Annotated in this window: 16 protein-coding genes and 1 pseudogene; 10 read left to right on the top strand and 7 right to left on the bottom strand. The window is 46.6% G+C overall.

Annotated features, from left to right (window positions below):
- Nucleotides 1-194 precede the first annotated feature (194 nt).
- The 9 genes from IX95_RS07835 to IX95_RS07795 all read left to right on the top strand — a co-directional run bounded on the left by IX95_RS07835 (nt 195) and on the right by IX95_RS07795 (nt 7843).
- Nucleotides 195-827 carry a hypothetical protein gene (locus IX95_RS07835; protein WP_038158439.1) on the top strand — a complete coding sequence of 211 codons (633 nt, stop codon included), beginning with the start codon at nt 195-197 and terminating at the stop codon, nt 825-827.
- Between the two features lie 9 nt (nt 828-836).
- Nucleotides 837-1520, top strand: a complete 684-nt coding sequence (locus IX95_RS07830) for an ABC transporter ATP-binding protein (RefSeq protein WP_038158437.1) — start codon at nt 837-839, stop codon at nt 1518-1520.
- Nucleotides 1508-2767, top strand: a complete 1260-nt coding sequence (locus IX95_RS07825) for an ABC transporter permease (protein WP_038158434.1) — start codon at nt 1508-1510, stop codon at nt 2765-2767. Before IX95_RS07830 ends, IX95_RS07825 begins: the two co-directional genes overlap by 13 nt.
- The gene (locus tag IX95_RS07820) at nt 2760-3509 is read left to right on the top strand and encodes an outer membrane lipoprotein-sorting protein (RefSeq protein WP_038158433.1); all 750 of its coding nucleotides are present in this window, start codon (nt 2760-2762) and stop codon (nt 3507-3509) included. Before IX95_RS07825 ends, IX95_RS07820 begins: the two co-directional genes overlap by 8 nt.
- A gap of 1 nt (nt 3510) precedes the next feature.
- Nucleotides 3511-4776 (top strand): hypothetical protein, encoded by a 1266-nt coding sequence (locus tag IX95_RS07815; protein WP_038158430.1) that lies wholly within the window; start codon nt 3511-3513, stop codon nt 4774-4776.
- Entirely contained in the window at nt 4776-5834 is a 1059-nt protein-coding gene (locus IX95_RS07810) for a sensor histidine kinase (protein WP_038158428.1), read from the top strand. The genes IX95_RS07815 and IX95_RS07810 overlap by 1 nt, the downstream gene beginning before the upstream one ends.
- Nucleotides 5824-6609: a LytR/AlgR family response regulator transcription factor gene (locus IX95_RS07805; protein WP_038158426.1), complete on the top strand. Its 786-nt coding sequence runs from the start codon at nt 5824-5826 to the stop codon at nt 6607-6609. Before IX95_RS07810 ends, IX95_RS07805 begins: the two co-directional genes overlap by 11 nt.
- Before the next feature lie 16 nt (nt 6610-6625).
- Nucleotides 6626-7135, top strand: coding sequence for a DUF6653 family protein (locus tag IX95_RS07800; protein WP_038158424.1), 510 nt, complete (start codon nt 6626-6628; stop codon nt 7133-7135).
- 81 nt (nt 7136-7216) lie between these two features.
- On the top strand, nt 7217-7843 hold the full coding sequence (locus tag IX95_RS07795; protein WP_006960471.1) for a LysE family translocator: 627 nt from the start codon (nt 7217-7219) through the stop codon (nt 7841-7843).
- Between the two features lie 50 nt (nt 7844-7893).
- Here IX95_RS07795 and IX95_RS07790 read toward each other — a convergent pair whose 3' ends face one another.
- Entirely contained in the window at nt 7894-8076 is a 183-nt protein-coding gene (locus IX95_RS07790; protein WP_006960472.1) for a hypothetical protein, read from the bottom strand.
- A 170-nt stretch (nt 8077-8246) separates the two neighbouring features.
- On the opposite strand from IX95_RS07790, the gene IX95_RS07785 reads away from it, so the two are divergent.
- A complete protein-coding gene (locus IX95_RS07785; protein WP_021457517.1) occupies nt 8247-8861 on the top strand; it encodes a DsbA family protein in 615 nt (204 codons plus the stop codon).
- Here the strand turns inward: IX95_RS07785 and IX95_RS07780 are convergent.
- The 6 genes and pseudogenes from IX95_RS07780 to IX95_RS07755 form a co-directional block, all read right to left on the bottom strand.
- The gene (locus tag IX95_RS07780) at nt 8858-9307 is read right to left on the bottom strand and encodes a hypothetical protein (RefSeq protein ID WP_019274705.1); all 450 of its coding nucleotides are present in this window, start codon (nt 9305-9307) and stop codon (nt 8858-8860) included. The two genes, IX95_RS07785 and IX95_RS07780, sit on opposite strands and share 4 nt — an antisense overlap.
- Before the next feature lie 198 nt (nt 9308-9505).
- A pseudogene (gene malZ, locus IX95_RS07775) lies at nt 9506-11352 on the bottom strand (maltodextrin glucosidase).
- Nucleotides 11349-13142 (bottom strand): alpha-amylase family glycosyl hydrolase, encoded by a 1794-nt coding sequence (locus IX95_RS07770; protein ID WP_038158421.1) that lies wholly within the window; start codon nt 13140-13142, stop codon nt 11349-11351. Before IX95_RS07770 ends, malZ begins: the two are co-directional and overlap by 4 nt.
- A gap of 171 nt (nt 13143-13313) precedes the next feature.
- Complete coding sequence (locus IX95_RS07765; protein ID WP_038158419.1) at nt 13314-15104, bottom strand: M28 family metallopeptidase; 1791 nt, start codon at nt 15102-15104, stop codon at nt 13314-13316.
- A 347-nt stretch (nt 15105-15451) separates the two neighbouring features.
- The gene (locus IX95_RS07760; protein WP_038158417.1) at nt 15452-16663 is read right to left on the bottom strand and encodes an anaerobic sulfatase maturase; all 1212 of its coding nucleotides are present in this window, start codon (nt 16661-16663) and stop codon (nt 15452-15454) included.
- Nucleotides 16660-18414: a sulfatase family protein gene (locus tag IX95_RS07755; protein WP_051912500.1), complete on the bottom strand. Its 1755-nt coding sequence runs from the start codon at nt 18412-18414 to the stop codon at nt 16660-16662. Before IX95_RS07755 ends, IX95_RS07760 begins: the two co-directional genes overlap by 4 nt.
- Between the last annotated feature and the right edge of the window lie 11 nt (nt 18415-18425).

Below are 18425 nucleotides of genomic sequence, written 5' to 3'. Positions count from 1 at the left end.
TAACTAATCATGGCGCTACTTTAACGATCATAGCCGTTGATTTCCAGATAAGCCGCAGAGGCTGAACAAATTCTCACCATTCACGCTCTATTTTTACCATTCACGTCTTCCAACCACCGTTCGTCGCATACCCAAGCAGCCTTGCTCATCGCTGATTAACCTTTGAACATCAGCTAAGAAGAAGGAACGACAAAATGAAACTGACGCATCAATTAGGCCTGTGTTTACTGGTTAGCGCTCAAGCGGTCGCAGCGCCAAGCGACAAGTTAATAGAACAATACAATCACGCCGCTCAAGGCGATGAAGATCTGGTTGAATCCGTCTATGAGCAGCTGCAAGGTCAGATCGAAAGACAATGCGGTGATGCTCTGACATTGGTCTATCTCGGTAGCACACAAACCTTGATGGGACGCGATGCTTTTCTTCCTTGGAACAAGATGAAATACGTCGAGCAAGGGCTCGGTACGATTGCCAAAGGGTTGGATATGCTATCGGATGATACAACGCCTGTTCCACTGCAAGAGATTCGTCAGGGGCTACCAGAGTCACTATTGGCAAGAGCCGTTGCGGCGACGACTTATACATCATTGCCCGATATGTTTAATCATTTCGAACGTGGTTATGAGCTGTATTCGGGGCTTCTCTCTGAGCAGGCTTTTAGGTCTCAGTCCTTTGATGCGATTGCCTGGGTTTACATCTACGCCATTCAGGCGGCCATTCGCGCAGAAGACAGCTTACAGGCACAAAAATGGGCACAGGAAATGTCAACGCTCAATGCCCAGCACCCGATGACGTTACAAGCGATAGCGATGGCCAATAACGCCTAAGGAGCGAGCATGTTGCAGTTTCAAAATCTAGCCAAGCAGTACCAACTCGGTCAGCAGCGAGTGGAGGCACTCCGCAACGTCACTGGCGAAATTAGTAATGGTGAAATGGTCGCTCTTTGTGGCCCGTCAGGCTCAGGCAAAAGCACGCTACTGAATATTCTGGGTTTGCTTGATAGTGAGTATGAAGGGCAGGTTACGTTTGACGGCTCGTTATACCCGAGAGAGGCACAACAATCGGCGCAATTGAGGCGGACCAGCATGGGCTTTGTATTCCAGCGCTTTAACTTGGTTCCCGTAATGAGTGCATGGGAAAACGTGGCGTACCCATTAATGTTGAACGGATACCCTGCCAAACAGCAGCAACGGCTCGCCATGGAAATGCTTGGCAAAGTGGGGTTGGAAGAGTTTGCTCACCATCGACCTGATCATCTCTCGGGTGGTCAACAACAGCGCGTCGCCATTGCACGGGCGCTGGTTCATCAACCCAAACTTGTTATTGCCGATGAGCCAACCGCCAGTCTGGATAGCCATACCGCGCAGCGTGTGATTGAACTGATGAAAACCCTCGGGCAAGAATTGGGAACAACCTTCATTGTCGCCACTCATGACCAAAGAATGGCGAATCAATGTGACCGCACCCTCTCACTGGTGGATGGCAGAATAAGCAAGGAGGCGATGAAATGGGCCAGTTAGTTCCTCAATCAGTGCGCATAGCGTATCTGAATTTGCTGCGAAATCGTCGTCGCAGTGTGTTGTCCGCTCTTATCATCACGATTGCCGTTTTTGCTTTAACGTCAGCGGGTGGGTTTGGGCTTTACACCTATGAATCACTCCAAGAGTCAACAGCGCGGGATACGGGCCATCTGACAATAAGCATTCCCGGATTTTTCGAGAAAGATGAAGACATGCCATTGGCGAATGGTCTGGAAGATAGCGCCGTGATCTACAAGCAACTGATATCGAATCCGGATATACGAGGCATTCAGCCTAGGATTGAGTTCACAGGGCTGGTCTCAAATGGCAATAAATCGACCATTTTTGTTGGTACTGGTGTGAATGAACGTGAGTTCGATATGAAGGGGCCGTTTCTCGACGTGCGTCAGGGTAATACTTTGTCTGATATTCGCTCTTCGCGATATCAACCCTCGGAGCCTGAGGTGATGCTTGGCGTCGATTTGGCGCGTAATCTCAACGTATCAATTGGTGACTGGATCACCGTGCTTGCAACGACGAGCGACGGCGCGCTGAATGCGCTCGATTTTAAAGTTCATGGTATCTATTCAACGGGTGTACCGGACTTAGATAAGCGCCAGCTATACCTGCATATTGAATCGGTACAGGAACTATTGGTGAGTGACAAAGTGAGTACTTTGTCGGTCTTCCTCTACGAAACACAAAACACATTGAAGCTTCAGAGTTGGCTGGAAGAACAACTCGCTTCTTTGCTACATAGCCAAGCACTGGAAGTCACGCCGTGGCAGCAAAGAGCCTTTTTCTACACCAAAGTGAAAGATTTATACGATCGAATCTTCGGCATTATGGGGGCGGTGATGTCGCTGGTGGTGTTCGTTGCCCTGTTTAACACCATGACGATGTCGGTGACGGAAAGAACGCGAGAAATCGGAACCTTGTCCGCGTTAGGCACATATCCTGCGGAAATCGTGGCGGGCTTTGTGCGCGAAGCCGCATTGTTGGCTGGCATTGGCACACTCTTGGGTGGGCTTCTAACAGTCGTCACCAGTATTGTCCTGATGGTGGTGGATGTGCAAATGCCACCACCACCGGGTCGAACCGACGGTTATCCACTCAATATCTATTTTTCACCTGAACTACTGAGTTACAGCGCATTGGGTGTCATGGCGATTTGTATTTTCGCTGCGTTTCTTTCCGCCCGAAAGGGTGTCAATAAGCCGATAACGGAGGCATTGACCTATGTTTAAATCACTTTCTATCGTCATCGGATTGAGTCTGTTGAGTGTTGGTGTGTTTGCTAATGACACGGCCACCATGGTCAAAAACGCAGATGCCTATCGCCTTGATACGGCGTACGCCAAAGTGGTTTCTCTCGTTACCTTGTATAAAAACGGAGAGCTGAATAAAACACGCCAATACAATGTTTATACACGCCCTGAACGCAAGTCTTTAGTTGTGTTTAAGTCACCGGTTGAAGCGGGGCAAAAGATGCTGATGTTGGGAGATAACTATTGGCTAGTGATGCCTAAAAGTCGTCGCCCAATACGTATAACACCGATGCAAAAATTACTCGGTGAAGCCTCCGTTGGCGATGTATCTACTCTCACTTGGAGTCAGGATTACCGAGCGACGCTGACGGCTCAGGAAACCTTGACCATCAATGAGCGTGCAGTGTTGTCAAACCAGCTTTCTCTGCAGTCTGTAACTCAAGGTGCGAGTTACGATCGCATCGAGTTATGGTTGGAATCGGAGAGCGATTTCCCGATCAAAGCCGACTTGTACTTAAAGTCTGGCAAGCTGGCTAAGCAGGCATTGTTTGAGCAGGGTGAGCGCGATGGCCAGTCAAGAGTCGTGAGCATGACCTTGATTGACAAGATTCAGCCAGCGAAAAAAACGGTGATTGAATATCAGCAAGTGACGACTCATCAACTTGAAGATAAATACTATATTCCAGCATTTTTGACGCGTAACGCACTGTCGGAGCTGTAACGTGAATTACCGTTTGATTTTCGCGTTGGCGGCAACGGTTTCAGGTAGCGGCCTTGCTCAGCCAAGTTTCAATTGGGACTGGACGGTCAGTGGTAGCCAGAATCAGCACAGAGAATCCGTCTGGTTTGAACCACATACGGCGTCGCACACTGAGCAGCTAGACGCGTTGCTTCGTGTGCAAGCCGAGTGGCAAAGCTGGAGTGGCTTGTTTGCGGCGCAAAGTAGTCAACTCGCGTTGAGCAACTCATCCGACTCAGCTGATAATGAGTTGATTGTTCAGGAGCTTTTTTGGCAAGGCGTCTGGGAGACAGGCGTACTACCGCTTGATATGACGCTGGGTAAAATCCGCCTCGACTGGGGAGTAGGGTATGGATATCGCCCCTTAGACTTGTTCAAACCTTATCGGCGTAACCCAGTGGGAATTCAGGTAGAGGAGGGCGCAGGTGTCGCAATGGCGTCATATTTTGATCTTTCGGGAGAGTGGAGTTTGCTTTACAGCGATTCCAGCTGGACAAAGCAAGAGTCTAGCGAGCTCGAACAAAGAACTGAGCAACAGGGCATTGGTCTGCGTCGCTACTGGCTGACAGATGAGACAGAATGGCAGGCCATTGCTTACTATGACGATGTAAGACAAGGCTTAATTGGCGGCTCTATGGTGTCTGTTTATGATGCGTCATGGGCATACCACGCTTCTTTTGTGTACCAGAGAGACTACCTAGGGTTTGAGCAGCAAGGCCTCTACTCACCAGTGATTCTGGCTAACAAAAGTAGTGGCTTTCAAGGTTTAGTTGGGCTTAATTGGGCGAGCCAAGCCGGCAATCAAATCATTGTCGAATATTGGTATGACAATCGGGCATGGAGCAAAGAGGATTGGCGACAGGGACTCGAAAGAGCGGCTGCTTTATCAGAAAGTGCCAGCACCGCTGGTCTATCGCATTCGTACGCTCAGGGGCTCAACCATATCAATCTGGTGCAGCATAATGTCATGTTTCATTGGAGTTTGAATCCTACTAGCTGGAGTCAGTGGCAATGGAGTAAAAATGCCTTATGGCTGGAGAATGTAGAGCCTACTTTTGATCTCTTATTATCGCCACAAGACGGCGGTGTCATTGCAACACAGTGGATTAACTACAGTGCTTATGACTCGGGACAGACTTCGGTCGACGTTGAACTTGCAGCCCGTTTTATGACGGGAAGCCATGACTCCGTATATGCAAATCTATCAGATAAGCGTATGATTTTTATAAATCTAAAAGGAAAATTTTGATGACTGACTTTGCTACTCGTTTAACAGACGTATTGAAGAGTTTGGTGTTCACCTCAGTCTTTTGCCTCATCATCGCATTCGCAACACATGCCATCTGGCCGAGCCCGTTTTGGGAGCATATTCTTATCAGTTTCGGCTACGGATATAGCGCAGTATTGAGCTCTCATTTATTGCAGTGGACGAGTGAGCATTGGACTCGGCGTCAGCTGAGCATGTTGTCTATTGGCGCTTCAATGGTGTTTGGTACGACCAATGCCTACTATTGGTTAAGCAAATACGACAAGTTTGCCGACTTCAGCCAGATGAAGCCGGTCATCATTCTTGGGTTTATTTTCTCAGCGGCTTGTTTTCTGTATTTCTATACGCATGAGCAAAAGCTGCAGACTCAAAAGGAGCTGGAACGGGCTCGCCGTATTCAAACGGAGCAGGAGAAAGCACTGCTACTAAGCCAACTGAAGCAGCTGCAAAGTCAGATTGAACCTCACTTCTTGTTTAATACACTGGCTAACATTAGCGTATTGATAGATAGCGACGCGACAAGCGCCAAGCGGATGCTGGAGAAACTGACTGAGCTGTTACGCGGGACGTTACAACGCAGTCGTCAGTACAATACGACCTTAAAAGGCGAATTGGAGCTGGTGGATGCTTATCTTGCCATTCAAAAAATACGGCTCGGAGAACGCTTGAATTATGAAATCTCCGACCATTGTTTGGGTGACCTCAATATACCGCCTCTGTTGGTTCAACCGCTAGTGGAGAACGCAGTACAGCATGGCATTGAACCCAGCTCTGTCGGTGGAAAAATAACAGTAGAGGTTGCTGAAAATCAGGATAGTGTGACCATTTCTGTTATCGACAATGGGATTGGTTTTAGCGATACGCCTAGTCATGCTGGGCAAGGTATAGGGCTGGACAATATTCGTCATCGGCTCACTACTTTGTTTGGTCAACATGCGTCACTGAACCTGAAAGAGAATGCATCGGGTGGTGTGATTGCTCAGTTGTCTGTACAACGTCGCTCATTGGAGAAACTTGAGGAAAACATGGATGCAAACTGATCTTCTTACGGCAGTCATTGCCGACGATGAGCCGTTGCTGCGCCGTCATCTTAATCAGGCGCTTGCTGAGTATTGGCCTGAACTTGATATTGTCGGGCAGGCTGCGAATGGTGAGCAAGCCCTTGAAATGATCGAGCAACATCAGCCTCAAGTGGTATTTCTGGATATAAAAATGCCCGGGCTGGATGGTATGTCACTGGCGAAGAAGCTCTCTAAGCGTGATTGCCAACTTCATATTGTGTTTGTAACGGCGTATGACGAATACGCAGTTCAGGCCTTTGAAACTAATGCGGTGGATTACTTGCTTAAACCTGTCTCTGATTCTCGTCTTATCCAATGTGTTGAAAAACTGAAAGCGCGGCTAACCAGTGCTGAACCCGCGACAGAGCTTGGTACTTTGTTGAATCAGATTCAGCAGCTCAACGCGCCTGCTCAGCAGAAATACTTAAGTTGGATTAGAGCAAGCAAAGGTGAAGAGATCCATCTCATTGCTTTGTCTGAGGTGCTTTACTTCAAAGCAGAAGACAAATACGTCTCTCTATACAAGCGAGAGCAGGGCAACAAAGTCGAGTATGTGCTGCGAACGTCGCTTAAGGAACTGCTGGCTCAGCTGGATCCGGAGTTGTTTTGGCAAGTACACCGCTCGAGTGTGGTTAATGTCTCGATGATAGACAAAGTGAAGAAGGATTTTACCGGTAAAATGGTTGCGGTAATTGGTGACGACAGCATTCCCATCAGCAGAGCGATGCAAAGCAAATTTACCAGTATGTGGTAATGGAAGGAGAACAAAAGTGGATATCTTTAAGTGGACTGAGAAAATGATGGGAATGGATGAAGAGGCGTGGCAGCGACATGCGAGTCCGCTCAGCGTTTATTCTCGATTTACGATATTGCCGCTGCTCTCATTATCGATTTGGTCAAAAGAATGGATCGGCGTCTGGTCGACACTCCCGATTTTTATCTCTATTGCTTGGGTCTGGCTCAACCCTCGCGTTTTCTCAGCGCCAAAAAACACTAACAGTTGGGCGTCTATCGGAACCTTCGGAGAGCGGATTTATTTGCAACGATCAAAAGTTAAGATACCGGGGCACCATCTGAGGATGTGTAACCTGCTGAGTACGCTTTCTGCGCTTGGTGTGCCTATTCTGATATACGGTTTGTATACCTTGGATGTTGGTATCGTCGTATTGGGGAATGTCTGGGTAATGGCATTCAAAGCATGGTTTGTCGATCGCATGGTCTGGATTTACATGGATCTAAAAGATACGGATCCTGAGTATGCCAGTTGGCTAAAATTATAGTGGGTTTGAATGCTGCAAGGCGATTGTATTTTTATACAATAATGTTACTTTTCAGTAACCCACTATGTATGAGGCACAGCCATGACCGTTGAAAGTGCGATCACCTTCTTTATCGCTATGTTGATCTTTAGCATCACACCTGGGCCGGGCGTATTTGCCATCGTTGCTCGTGCTATGGTTTCAGGCGCAAAACACTGTATTTCTCTTTCTGCTGGAATGGTTGCCAGCGATGTTATCTATCTCCTTTTAGCCTGCTTGGGTTTGGCCGCAATAGCTGAAAACTGGGCAACGCTGTTTGTGGTGATTCGTTACGTCGGTGCGGCTTACCTCATCTATCTCGGTTATAAGATGATCAAAGCACTGCCTCAGGCCAGTGAAGCGATTCAACAGGATCAAACACCAAAAGCTCCGTCTCATATCGCCGGATTTGTACAGGGCTTTCTGATCTCGGCTTCAAACCCTAAAGTGATCCTATTCTATATTTCATTCCTGCCAACGTTTATGGACTTAACCGTTCTTAATAGTCAGGATATTGCACTGGCTGCGGTATTAAGCATTGTTGCTCTGATGACAGGGTTAATGATGATAGCGATTGGTGCAGGGCGACTGGTTAAAGTGTTGAAAACTCCAAGTGCTCAACGCAAGCTGAATCAAGGGGCTGGTGGCGTGATGATTGCTGCTGGTACTTACCTCGCAATCAATAAATAGACAGATAAAAAACAAGCGCTTAGCAATGGGGGTTGCTAAGCGCTTGTCGTTTAAACACTCTGAACTAACAGTTCAATAAGTTCGTCTTCTGTTTCAGGTATTTTGTTAAATTCTACACTCACATCCGCGCCGCCCTTGAGCATATACGCTTTACTGGTACAGTGATCATGGTGAAACCATTTACCACCTACACAAACGTCAGTGTAACATCTTGGGTCTTTTTTCAGTTCCATGGGCATCCCTCTTGTTAATCTCCGTAACATTATGTCAACATAAATGATGTAATCACTTTGTTAAAATGATCTCGATCAAGCAGAGGTAACAATTACCTCTATGGGGTTAAAGGAAATAGACGAATTGGTGATGTAGACCCTGATTCGCTACTCAGTATAAGGATGAACTCATGCAAGCAGCCAAACTCTACTACGTTTACGATCCTATGTGTTCATGGTGTTGGGGTTATAAACCCACTTGGGAAAAAATCCAGAGTGCGTTAGCTGATGAGGTGACAGTGCAGTATGTGGTTGGTGGGTTGGCACCAGACTCTATGGAGCCTATGCCCATCGCCATGCGTGAACAAATTGCCTCATATTGGAAAAAGATCGAAAACTATCTGGGCACTGAGTTCAACTATGACTTCTGGACAAAAAACACCCCTAAGCGCTCAACTTATCCTTCTTGTCGAGCAGTGTTAGCGGCACGTAAGCAGGGAGCGGAGAAAGAGATGCTACGCGCCATTCAGCACGCTTATTACCTTCAAGCACGAAACCCGAGTGACAGTGAAGTATTGATTGCGATAGCAGGGGAGATTGGTCTTGATGAAGCGCAGTTCTTGCAAGATTTTCAGTCTGAAGCTCTAAACCAACAACTTATGGAGGAGCTCGGTTTCGCTCGCTCTATCGGTGGGAATAGTTTCCCATCTTTGTTTGTAGAGACGGCCAATGGTGTGGTCGAGCTGCCCGTTGATTATGAATCTGCCCAAGATACCATTGAGCAGATTCATCGTTTAATGGCTTAGGCTAATTGCGCGGGCTTTTTCAGCTTCATAACGTCTCGGATACTCATGCTCATTAGTATCAAGTTGGTGAAGCCCGCAATCAGTTCAATAATCTGAACGATGTAAAACGTACTGTTAAACTGCCCTGCGTCTGCGAGATAGTGAAGGTAGATGGCTGCCGGCGTCAGAACCAGCAAACCATTTAACGCAATTAAGGGCATGCGTTTTTTCTTTGCTGCAATCGGCCCTCTTGTGACCTTCGGTGCCATCTTCGCCCCTGTAATACCCGCCAACGCCATGGTTGGAATCAAAAACCATATTGCGTAGAAGATGTATGTCTTAACGCTTGCGATCTGAGCAAAACTGCCAAACAGTTCCACATAAAGCGTGCTAGTAAAGAAGCTTAGAATCATCATAAAGCCACTTAAGGCGGCTGCTTTATGTATTGTTCGAGTCCAGTTTTTCATCTTAATTACCTTTGCTTTATCTGTATGGGATGATTTAAATTTACAAAACAACAGTTGCAATTGCAACTGTTGTTTTTGCAATTTAAATTAGAAATAGCAAATGTGAAAGGTAATAGGTTGATTATTAAAAAGATTAAATTTGAAGCGAAATAGCATTGCCCAGAGATATCTGGGCAATCGAGTTCTATAAGACGTGTATTAGCGTTCGCTTTCGATAAGAATTGAAGAGACGGGCTCAAGCTGAATCGAGATTTTACTGTTACTGGTTGCCACCTTTTGCTTTGTCATGGCATTGAAGAAAGCTGGGTTGGTGATATTCAGTTTCCAGACAGGCAGGGTGAGCGACATTACATTATTCCCTAAATTGAAAGCCGCGATCACACATTGTCCAGCGAGTTGGCGAGCATAGGCAAAGCTTGTGTCATTTTGGTACAACAGCACAAAATCACCTTCTTGTAGAGCAGGTTGAGTTTTACGGATCTCAATCAGTTGCTTGATAAAAGGCAAATAGGTGTTGTGGCCTACTTCGTCCCAAGGCATACATCGGCGGTTGTCTGGATCATGACTTCCCTCCATACCTAGTTCTGTACCGTAATAGAGACAAGGTGTGCCAACGTAGCTAAACAACAAAGTTGCAGCCAGTCTGAACAGCCTAGGATCGTGTTTAATCAACTCCACAAATCGTGCAGTATCGTGGCTGTCTAATTGATTTAACTGGCTAAGTTGATTCAACCAAGGAACTTTCGCTCTGGCTTCGGACAACCAATTGAGAAACTCAGGTACGGATATTGATATTGGATCAAAGGCAATGTCGAGATTGGCAAGCAGGGCACGGAGTGGGTGAGCGAAACCATAGTAGTTCATCGCACCGTCTTCCTGATCGCCTTGTAGCCACTGAGTGGCTTCAAAGAAGTGTTCACCAAGAACATAGCAATCAGGATTGACGGATTTAGCCGCTTGGCGAAACGCTTTGACATAGTGCTGGTTATTCTTAGCACCTTGCCCTTCACCGAGCATATGGATTACGTCGAATCGCCAACCATCAATAGAATAGGGCGGTTTTAGCCAGTGTTTGATGACAGCATCGTCACCGAGGTAAATGTAATTTCTTACGCGGCTGTTTTCAAAATTGAGGACAGGCAGTGACTTAATTCCTTTCCACCCCTCATAGAGCTGACTTTCTTCTTCAAAAAGGTAGTAATCACGATATTCAGAGTGAGTTCCTTGGTAGGCGCCCACTTCGGGATGCAAACCTTGCAGATTGAACCATGGGTGCTCTGTTGAGGTGTGATTAAAAACCGCATCCAACATGATTTTCATATCGCGCTGATGGATTTGTTGGCAGAGCTCGGCGAAATGTTGGTTGCTCCCAAGGTGTGGGTCGACATTCAGATAGTCGCTGGTATCGTACTTGTGATTGCTTGGAGCGCAAAAATGGGATTAAGATATAAAGCAGTGATGCCAAGTGTTTCAAGGTAGTCCAGCTTTTGCTCAACACCGTGCAAATCACCGCCATAGAACTCGCAGCCAGCATTGCCGTTACTCACATCAACAGGCTCTCCCCATTGTTTAGCAACGACGTTTCTTGTTCCTCCTGAAACTTTGTATTCGCCAGTCTTAACACTGATGTCAGAGTTTCCATTACAGAATCGGTCGGGGAATATCTGATAGAACACCTGCTTGTTGACCCAAGCCGGAGGCTGATGCTTAGAGTTGAACTTAAAATGGGTCTCTCTTGGTGGCATACGTGTATGGAGGCCTTTTGCATCTAACCAAAGCTGACGCTGGGGCATGAGAATCTTAAACGCGTAGCGAGTGAGGTCTTGGTCTGAGTTGGCAGTGATTGATGCGGACCAGAAGGTAAGATGATGTGTTTGACCATCGGGCTGCATTGCTACCAGATACTCTTCATTGTCAGGTTCGTGACGGACCAATACTTTGTTCAACTCAATGCCTTTCTCTATTGCCAGCTTGAGGGTTAGCGTGTCATTGGTAACACGAAACCAGTCTTTACTTTGGCCATGAAAGATAAATGGATGTGTCATAACTTTTGTTCCGAATCAGGGACGACAAGCTCTAGAAACAGGCTTGCCAGTGGGGAAAGCAACATAGAAATAGAGGCGGACGTTTGAGACACATTCAGGGTGTGCTCCGAGTCACTCATCCTATCTATCCAACGATATTGTCCGGGAAGCAGCTGCCAGTCAGTAATGAGCGAGTAAGGGAGATTCAGTTCGACTTGTTTACCATGTTGTGCGCTGAAATTGGCAACCACAATCAGCTTTTGTTCTTCACTGGATCTGGCGAAAGCGAACAACTGATCTTGCATTTCGCCGAAACTGTCAAAGTTCACTGCATAAAGATCGTGGTAGTCTCCCAATAGTGCAGGGCTTTTTAACGTCAGGTTAAGCAGTTTTTGGTAGAAGGCTCTCAGCGCTTTTTCATCCTGACTCAGTTGGCCTCCGTCAAAAGCGCCATGGTTCATCCAACGCTGATGGTGAGGGACGCCGACATAGTCGAATATCGACGTGCGGCTAGGTGTACCAAATCCACCGAACTCCGCCCCAGGCTCACCGACTTCCTGACCAAAATAGATCATGCTAGGAGAGCTTGATAGGCATGTAGACACCAGCATGGCGGGCTTGCCTTTCTGAGCACACCCCGCAAACTCAGGCGAAGCAAGTCTCTGTTCATCATGGTTGTCGAGAAAGTGCAGCATATGGTGATCAATATCGCGTAGCTGATACTCAATGCGGCCAATCTCTCGCGTAGAACCGTAACCTTGTATAATTGATTTCAACTGGTCATAGAGATCAACCTTGTCGTAGAGGTAATCCATTTTTCCGAGCTGGATATAGTCTCGATAAAGTTCCGGCTGATAGACCTCAGCCATCAGAAAGGCTTCTTGATTAGCCATTTTTATCGAAGAGTTGAGGTAGCTCCAGAACTCGACAGGCACCATTTCGGCCATATCGTAACGAAAGCCATCTACGCCTTTTTTAAGCCAGTAAAGTGCGATATCCCGAAACTTTTTCCACGCATCCGGAACGGATTTATCCTGCCAGAATTGATGGTGCTCCGAATGAGGCTTAAAGCGGTACTCTTCTGGCAAGATAGGAAAGTCTTTGCTGCCGTCAGGGCGAACACCATAATTGATTTTTACTGTCTCGTACCAATCATCAATGGACGGTTGAGCTTTCCTTGAGCCATTGCCTGTCCATTTCGCCGGAAACTCCTGATAGGGCGTCTCCAAGTGAGGATGTGCTTCTTCTCCAAGGATCTTTTCAGGCGATAATTCGCTTGGCAGTTCAAAAGGAGCATCTGGAATATAGTAAAAGTTGTTGTCCTTGTGATAACAGACATTGGTGTCGTCGTGAGCCCCAAAATCTTCCACACCCGAAGGGTTGTTTAACCCTTTATAAACCCGAGCCACATGATTAGGTACGATGTCGATGATCACTTTGAGGCCAGCATTGTGGGTGCGACTGATTAAATCGTCGAATTCCTGATTTCGTCGACTGGGGTCATCAGCTAGATCTGGGTTGACCGAGTAGTAATCCTTTACCGCGTAAGGAGAGCCTGCGCGGCCTTTGACAACAGAAGGGTGGTCATTGTCGATTCCTACATGCACGTAATCATTGACTAGGGCATGGTGTGGTACGCCAGTAAACCAGATGTGTGTGATGCCCAAATCACGAATTTCATTTAAAGCCTTTTCTGTAAAGTGACTGAACTTGCCAACCCCATTGGTATCTATGTTGCCCCATGGCTGATTGATGGTATTCGTGTTGCCAAACAGACGGGTAAAGACCTGATAAATATTGTACTTCTTCATTCAACAATCTAACCATTCTTATTGAGGTTGATTTAAGGCTAGTGGAAGTTGATGGGGTTTGACTCCTCCTTTTGGCGAGAGTGTGGGGCGTAGAAAGACGCTCAGTGATGAAAACGTGAGATAGAACGAAAAACGCCGAGCGAGGCACGGCGTTTGTATTACGAAAGGTGATTATTTCAGGTCTTGATCAAAGTCACCGTGGAAGTGATCGTGGTCAGAGACGCTATCTGCCGCTTTGAGTCTTTCGCCAATGCGTAGTTTCTCTTTTGGCGCTTCAGCAGTAGAGAAGGCACGTTGTGCTTTCACTTCTGGTTCTGCCGGCTGCTCTGGGAACAACTGTTTGCTCATTGCGTAGTAAGTTGTTACGTAAGCAAGTGACTGAGTATTGGTGTAAAGCGCGTTCTGGTTAACGTTATTCACGTCATCACACGCCTGGTGGTAACACTTATCGTAAGACACGTCGATGTCACCGCCGAATTTCTCAACTTCTTCAGCTGTTTTCACTTTCTCTGCACCAGTGAACAGGCCACCAAATGCAACACCCCAGTCAGCGAAACCTGCGTAGTCAGAACGTTTCGATAGAGCTTGAGGAATGGTCGCTTCTTCTTTATCAGTAAAGAATTCCTGGAAGATAGACTCGATGTCAGATGTGCCGTATGGCGGTTTGAAATCGCCAGTGTAAGCGTTATCTGGGCTGTCTTTAGTATCTGACAAGTCGCCGTCCATCACACCATAGATGTAGTTCGGTGAACCAATCATGTCGAAGTTCAGGTACAGCTTCACTTTATTGAGCTCAGTGTAACGAGCTTCAACCAGTTCTACTTGCTCAGGCGTTAGCTCACTTGGATCTTTCAAACCAAGTTCTTCAAGAATTTGAGCCTGTGCGTCATTGTAGATTGGTTGGAACAAGTCATTGGTGTAGTACTCAGAACCCACTAGACCTGCTTCTTCAGCCGCCCACCATGCGAAGCGTACTTTATTCTTCACTGGTACTTCAAGCTCAGATAGGGTCACCGCGTATTCAAGTAGGCCAGCCGTACCTGTGCCGTTATCGTTGATACCTGGACCTTCTGGAACAGAATCTAGGTGAGCACCAAGCATGACGACTTGATCGTCGTTACCGCGAGGGGTTTCAGCAAGAATGTTTTGCGTTACGACGTCTTCATCTTTCACATTGACCGTAAGATTTGCCAATACCGTTTCAGATTGTGCTTTGTTGTACCACTCTTGACCAAGATCGAAGCGCGCGCCTAAAGCGGCGATGGTTGCTTTCGTATCACTGCCTAGCGTACCGTTAACGACAGACTTTCTGCCTTCATCGTTGCCTTGGTTGAAGACGATAACCGCTTTCGCTCCTGCGTTCTCTGCGTTGACAACTTTTGCATCAAATGCACAGCCACCACGTTGGATAACGGCAATCTTGCCTGCTACGTCTTTGCCCGTAAAGTCAGACGCTTCACAGCCATCAGTGCTGTCGTAATCGGGAGCATCAAAACGGAAATCTGGTGTAACGAACGCGAGCTCGCCACTAACCTGACCGTTGGAATTACCTGAGTAAGACATGACGGCAAAGTCTGCTTCAACACCTTCATCAGCTTCACGTACGCTGATGAGATCTTTGCCATCGACGTTGGCTTTCGTGCCAGCTAGCTCTTCCCAAGCGCGGAAGTCAAACTCTTGTGTAGTAACGATGTAACCATGTTCTTTCATTGTTTCGACAATGAACTCAACCGAGTTGGCGTAACCCTTGGTGCCGGCTGCACGAGTAATGGAATTGCCATCTGTAGTGGCAGAAGCCAAACCTTCTAGCGTTACTAGGTGGCTGACAACTTCATCTCTATCAATGTTTTCACTGACGTATTTTGCCACCTCACGTGGATCGTCCCAGAAACACCCTGATAGCATGGTGGTACTGATAACAGTCGCGAGAATGGATTTTTTTGTTGTTATGCTTACTTGCATGTGTGACTCCTTTTTAAACAATCCATTCAATTCTTCACAAAAGATTAAGTTATAAAAATGTTAAAATTAACATATTTTATAAAAATGAATGCATATCAAATAATACAAATGAGAAAGATGTAATTCATAGGTAGAGCTAATGTTCTAGATCTCAAAATCAACATTTTCAATTAGTTATGCGATTTTTGTGGTCTTTTTATTGATAATTTACTTATCGGCAATTTCGTGACACATGACGAGTTAATATGCATTTTGTTTGTTATTTATTTGCGTGATGAATAATAAGATGGGCATAGAATAAGAGTGGGTATAGGAATCAGTTAGGGCAGTTAAACCTGCCCTTTTCGTTAATGTTGTTTGTATTGCTGTTTATGAATGGCGTTTTTCACTTCCTGCAATGTCATTTCTTGTTCAAGGCATTGGGTAAGGAAAGCAAAGCTGGGTAACACGTGGCGATAATAGGCTTGATAGTCCTGACAAAAATAGTTCAGGTTTGCATTGCCATTTGCTGTCGTCGCGATGCGATCTTTGGGGCATCCACCGTAGCATAGATGGAGGTAGGCACAGCTCGTACACTCTTTGGCAAGGCTGGTGTATTTATTGGAACCAAACTGTTTCTGCTTTTCTGACAATAACATACTGGCAAAGGACTGATGCTCGATATTGCCTAACTTGGTTTCTTTGTAGACAAAATGATCACACGAGTACACATCACCATTATGCTCCAACGCGAGGTTCTGACCACATGTTTTGCTGAACACGCAGGTATTACTTTGGCCGTCGACCAGTATCCCCAACGTTGTCTCAAAAATATTAATGAACACGTGACCGATGTCGTCACGGAACCATTCATCAAATATGGCGTTGAGGAAGTTAGCGTATTGGCCGGGCTTGAGTGACCATGCCATCAGTTCTGGGGCAGACGAAGGCGATATGATCATCTCCGACTGGTTGTAAAACTGATCTGTCTCTTCAACCAAAGGGATGAACTGAAAGTAGCTGATCCCTAATTGTATTAGGTGGTGATAAAGGGCGAGAGGATGCGTGACGTTAGCTTGACTGATAACAATAAGCGCATTGAACTCAACGTCATGTTTTTGCAGCAAATTAATTGCTGTTGTTACTTGTTTGTGTGTACCCCGTTTAGCCCGGTTTTTCCGAAACTTATTGTGCTGTTGCTGTGTTCCGTCAATGGATATTCCGACCAGGAAGCCTTCTTGGGCAAAAAATTGGCACCATTCATCATTAAGCAAAATACCGTTGGTTTGAAAGTGGTTGATGCAGGGTTTCCCTTTGGCGTACTGCTTTTGCAACCTTACAGCCGTGCGATAGAACTCTACCCCAAGTAAAGTCGCTTCTCCTCCATGCCAGGTGAAGCTGTAATAGGTTGCATTCGAGCCTTGTGTTTCGATACTGCGCTGAATGAATAGATCAAGCATTGACTCACTCATCGTACTTTCGCTTTTGTCATAGAGCGCAGATTTGCCTAGGTAATAACAGTAATCGCAATCGAGGTTACAACGAGACCCAGAAGGCTTAGCGATAACATCAATCATCATGAATCCTCCCTGTGGGTGTTGGTATCATTGGTGATCTGATAACGCTGAGCTTCGCTCTCTTTCCAACCGTAGCGAACGGCTTTATACGCTATATGGCGTGTTCCCGGTGGGACTTCAAAAGTGCCTGTGTAGAGTTGCCAGTCTCCGTTATCGAGTTGGTAACCGATGGAAGCTCCGCTGGTTATGTTCGAAATGCTGAATCGGTTGGTGAGAGAATCAAAATTTGCGTAAGGTGCTTGCGTGGTCGATTGCTGATTATGTTGATTGTTGGCAGCTTGGGCGAGCTTTTCCTCAGGAATCAGACTCAAATCTGCGTAGCGAGATTGCCACTCGGCGAGAGCGAGCCTGAACCTTTCTAACTCATCCTGATAAGCAGGATTGTCGGCAAGGTTGTGTAACTGCTGCGGATCACTCACTGTATCGTAAAGTTCTTCTTCTGGTTTGGCGGCAAATATCTGAGCTTGCTCTCGAGTCAGCGTCTGATCATCTCTGCCTTCTAATAGGGATTGAACGGCGCCCTGCGATAAGCTGAAAAGTGAATCAAAGTCTTCCGGTGCTTGATTGTAATTCCTGATATAGCGGAATCGCTCATCTCTTACCGTGCGTCCGCGATAGACAACTGCCCCCATTCTGTCTCGAACGGAATAGGCGTATTGGCGAGGTGTGGAATCGTCTGCTGATAGATCGTTTCCTTGCATGTAGTCCGGTATTTCAGCCCCTGCGAAGCCCAGAAGGGTAGGCGCGAGATCCTCAAATGACACCAGTCGTTGATCTGCTTGACCCGCTTGTTTCCAGCCTGACGGTTGGTATTGTTCCGGCACGTAGGCAATAAACGGAACCTGAAGTCCTGTGTCATAAAGAGTGCGTTTGTGTCGAGGTAAACCATCTCCGTGATCAGAGGTGATGATGACAATGGTGTTATCCCAGAGATTGTCTTTTTTTAATGCTGCGAACAGTTTGCCAATTTGGCGATCAAGGATCTGAATATTGTCGTAGTGTCTGGCGATATCACGACGTACTTCTGGCGTATCGGGCAAAAAGTCAGGCACCGTCACGTCTTTTACGTTGGTTCTTTCAATCTGGTAAAGCTGTCTCAACTCATCCCATTTTTCGATATAAGACTGCATAGATTGATGGGCGGTATCGGCAAAGTAGACGGAGGATTCGTGGGTGATCTGTGGGTTGTAGCGCAGATAAAAATTTTTGCCCTGTAGGTCAAACTCTCTCCATGGAAAGGGGATGTTCTGGTCAGTCAGGTCAGAGTATTTGCCCTGCCGATCCCAGATAGTAAATGGACCGGGATCAGCGAGTCCATTGGTAAACTGATAGTCAGTTTTGGTGTCGTTATACGTAAAGTAGTTATTGCGGCGTAATATTTCCGGATAAGCTTTGATGTGCTCTGGTGGCACGCCCACATAGGGGTTTTCTTTGAATTGAACAGTGCGCATATGCTGAAGGCCTATTGAATTAGGGAACCTTCCAGTAATGACTCCCGCTCGGCTAGGGGCTGAAATGGGTGCCATGGCATACGCATTGTCAAACCGGACAGCTTGATCGGCGAAGGCGTCAATGTTTGGTGTTTTGGCGACCTTATCACCATAAGCTCCAAACCTTGGGCTGAGGTCTTCAGCCATAATAACGACAATATTGGGGCGTTTGCTCACTATCTGATTGGTATGGTCTTGAGCGAAAGACGGGGTCGTACTTAGAGTAGTCAATGAGATCAATGTTGCTAACTGAGTCAGTTTCATCGTTTAAGCAT

Source organism: Vibrio sp. B183 (assembly GCF_000740665.1).
GTDB lineage: Bacteria > Pseudomonadota > Gammaproteobacteria > Enterobacterales > Vibrionaceae > Vibrio > Vibrio coralliilyticus.
This window is presented reverse-complemented; position numbering and strand designations above follow the sequence as displayed.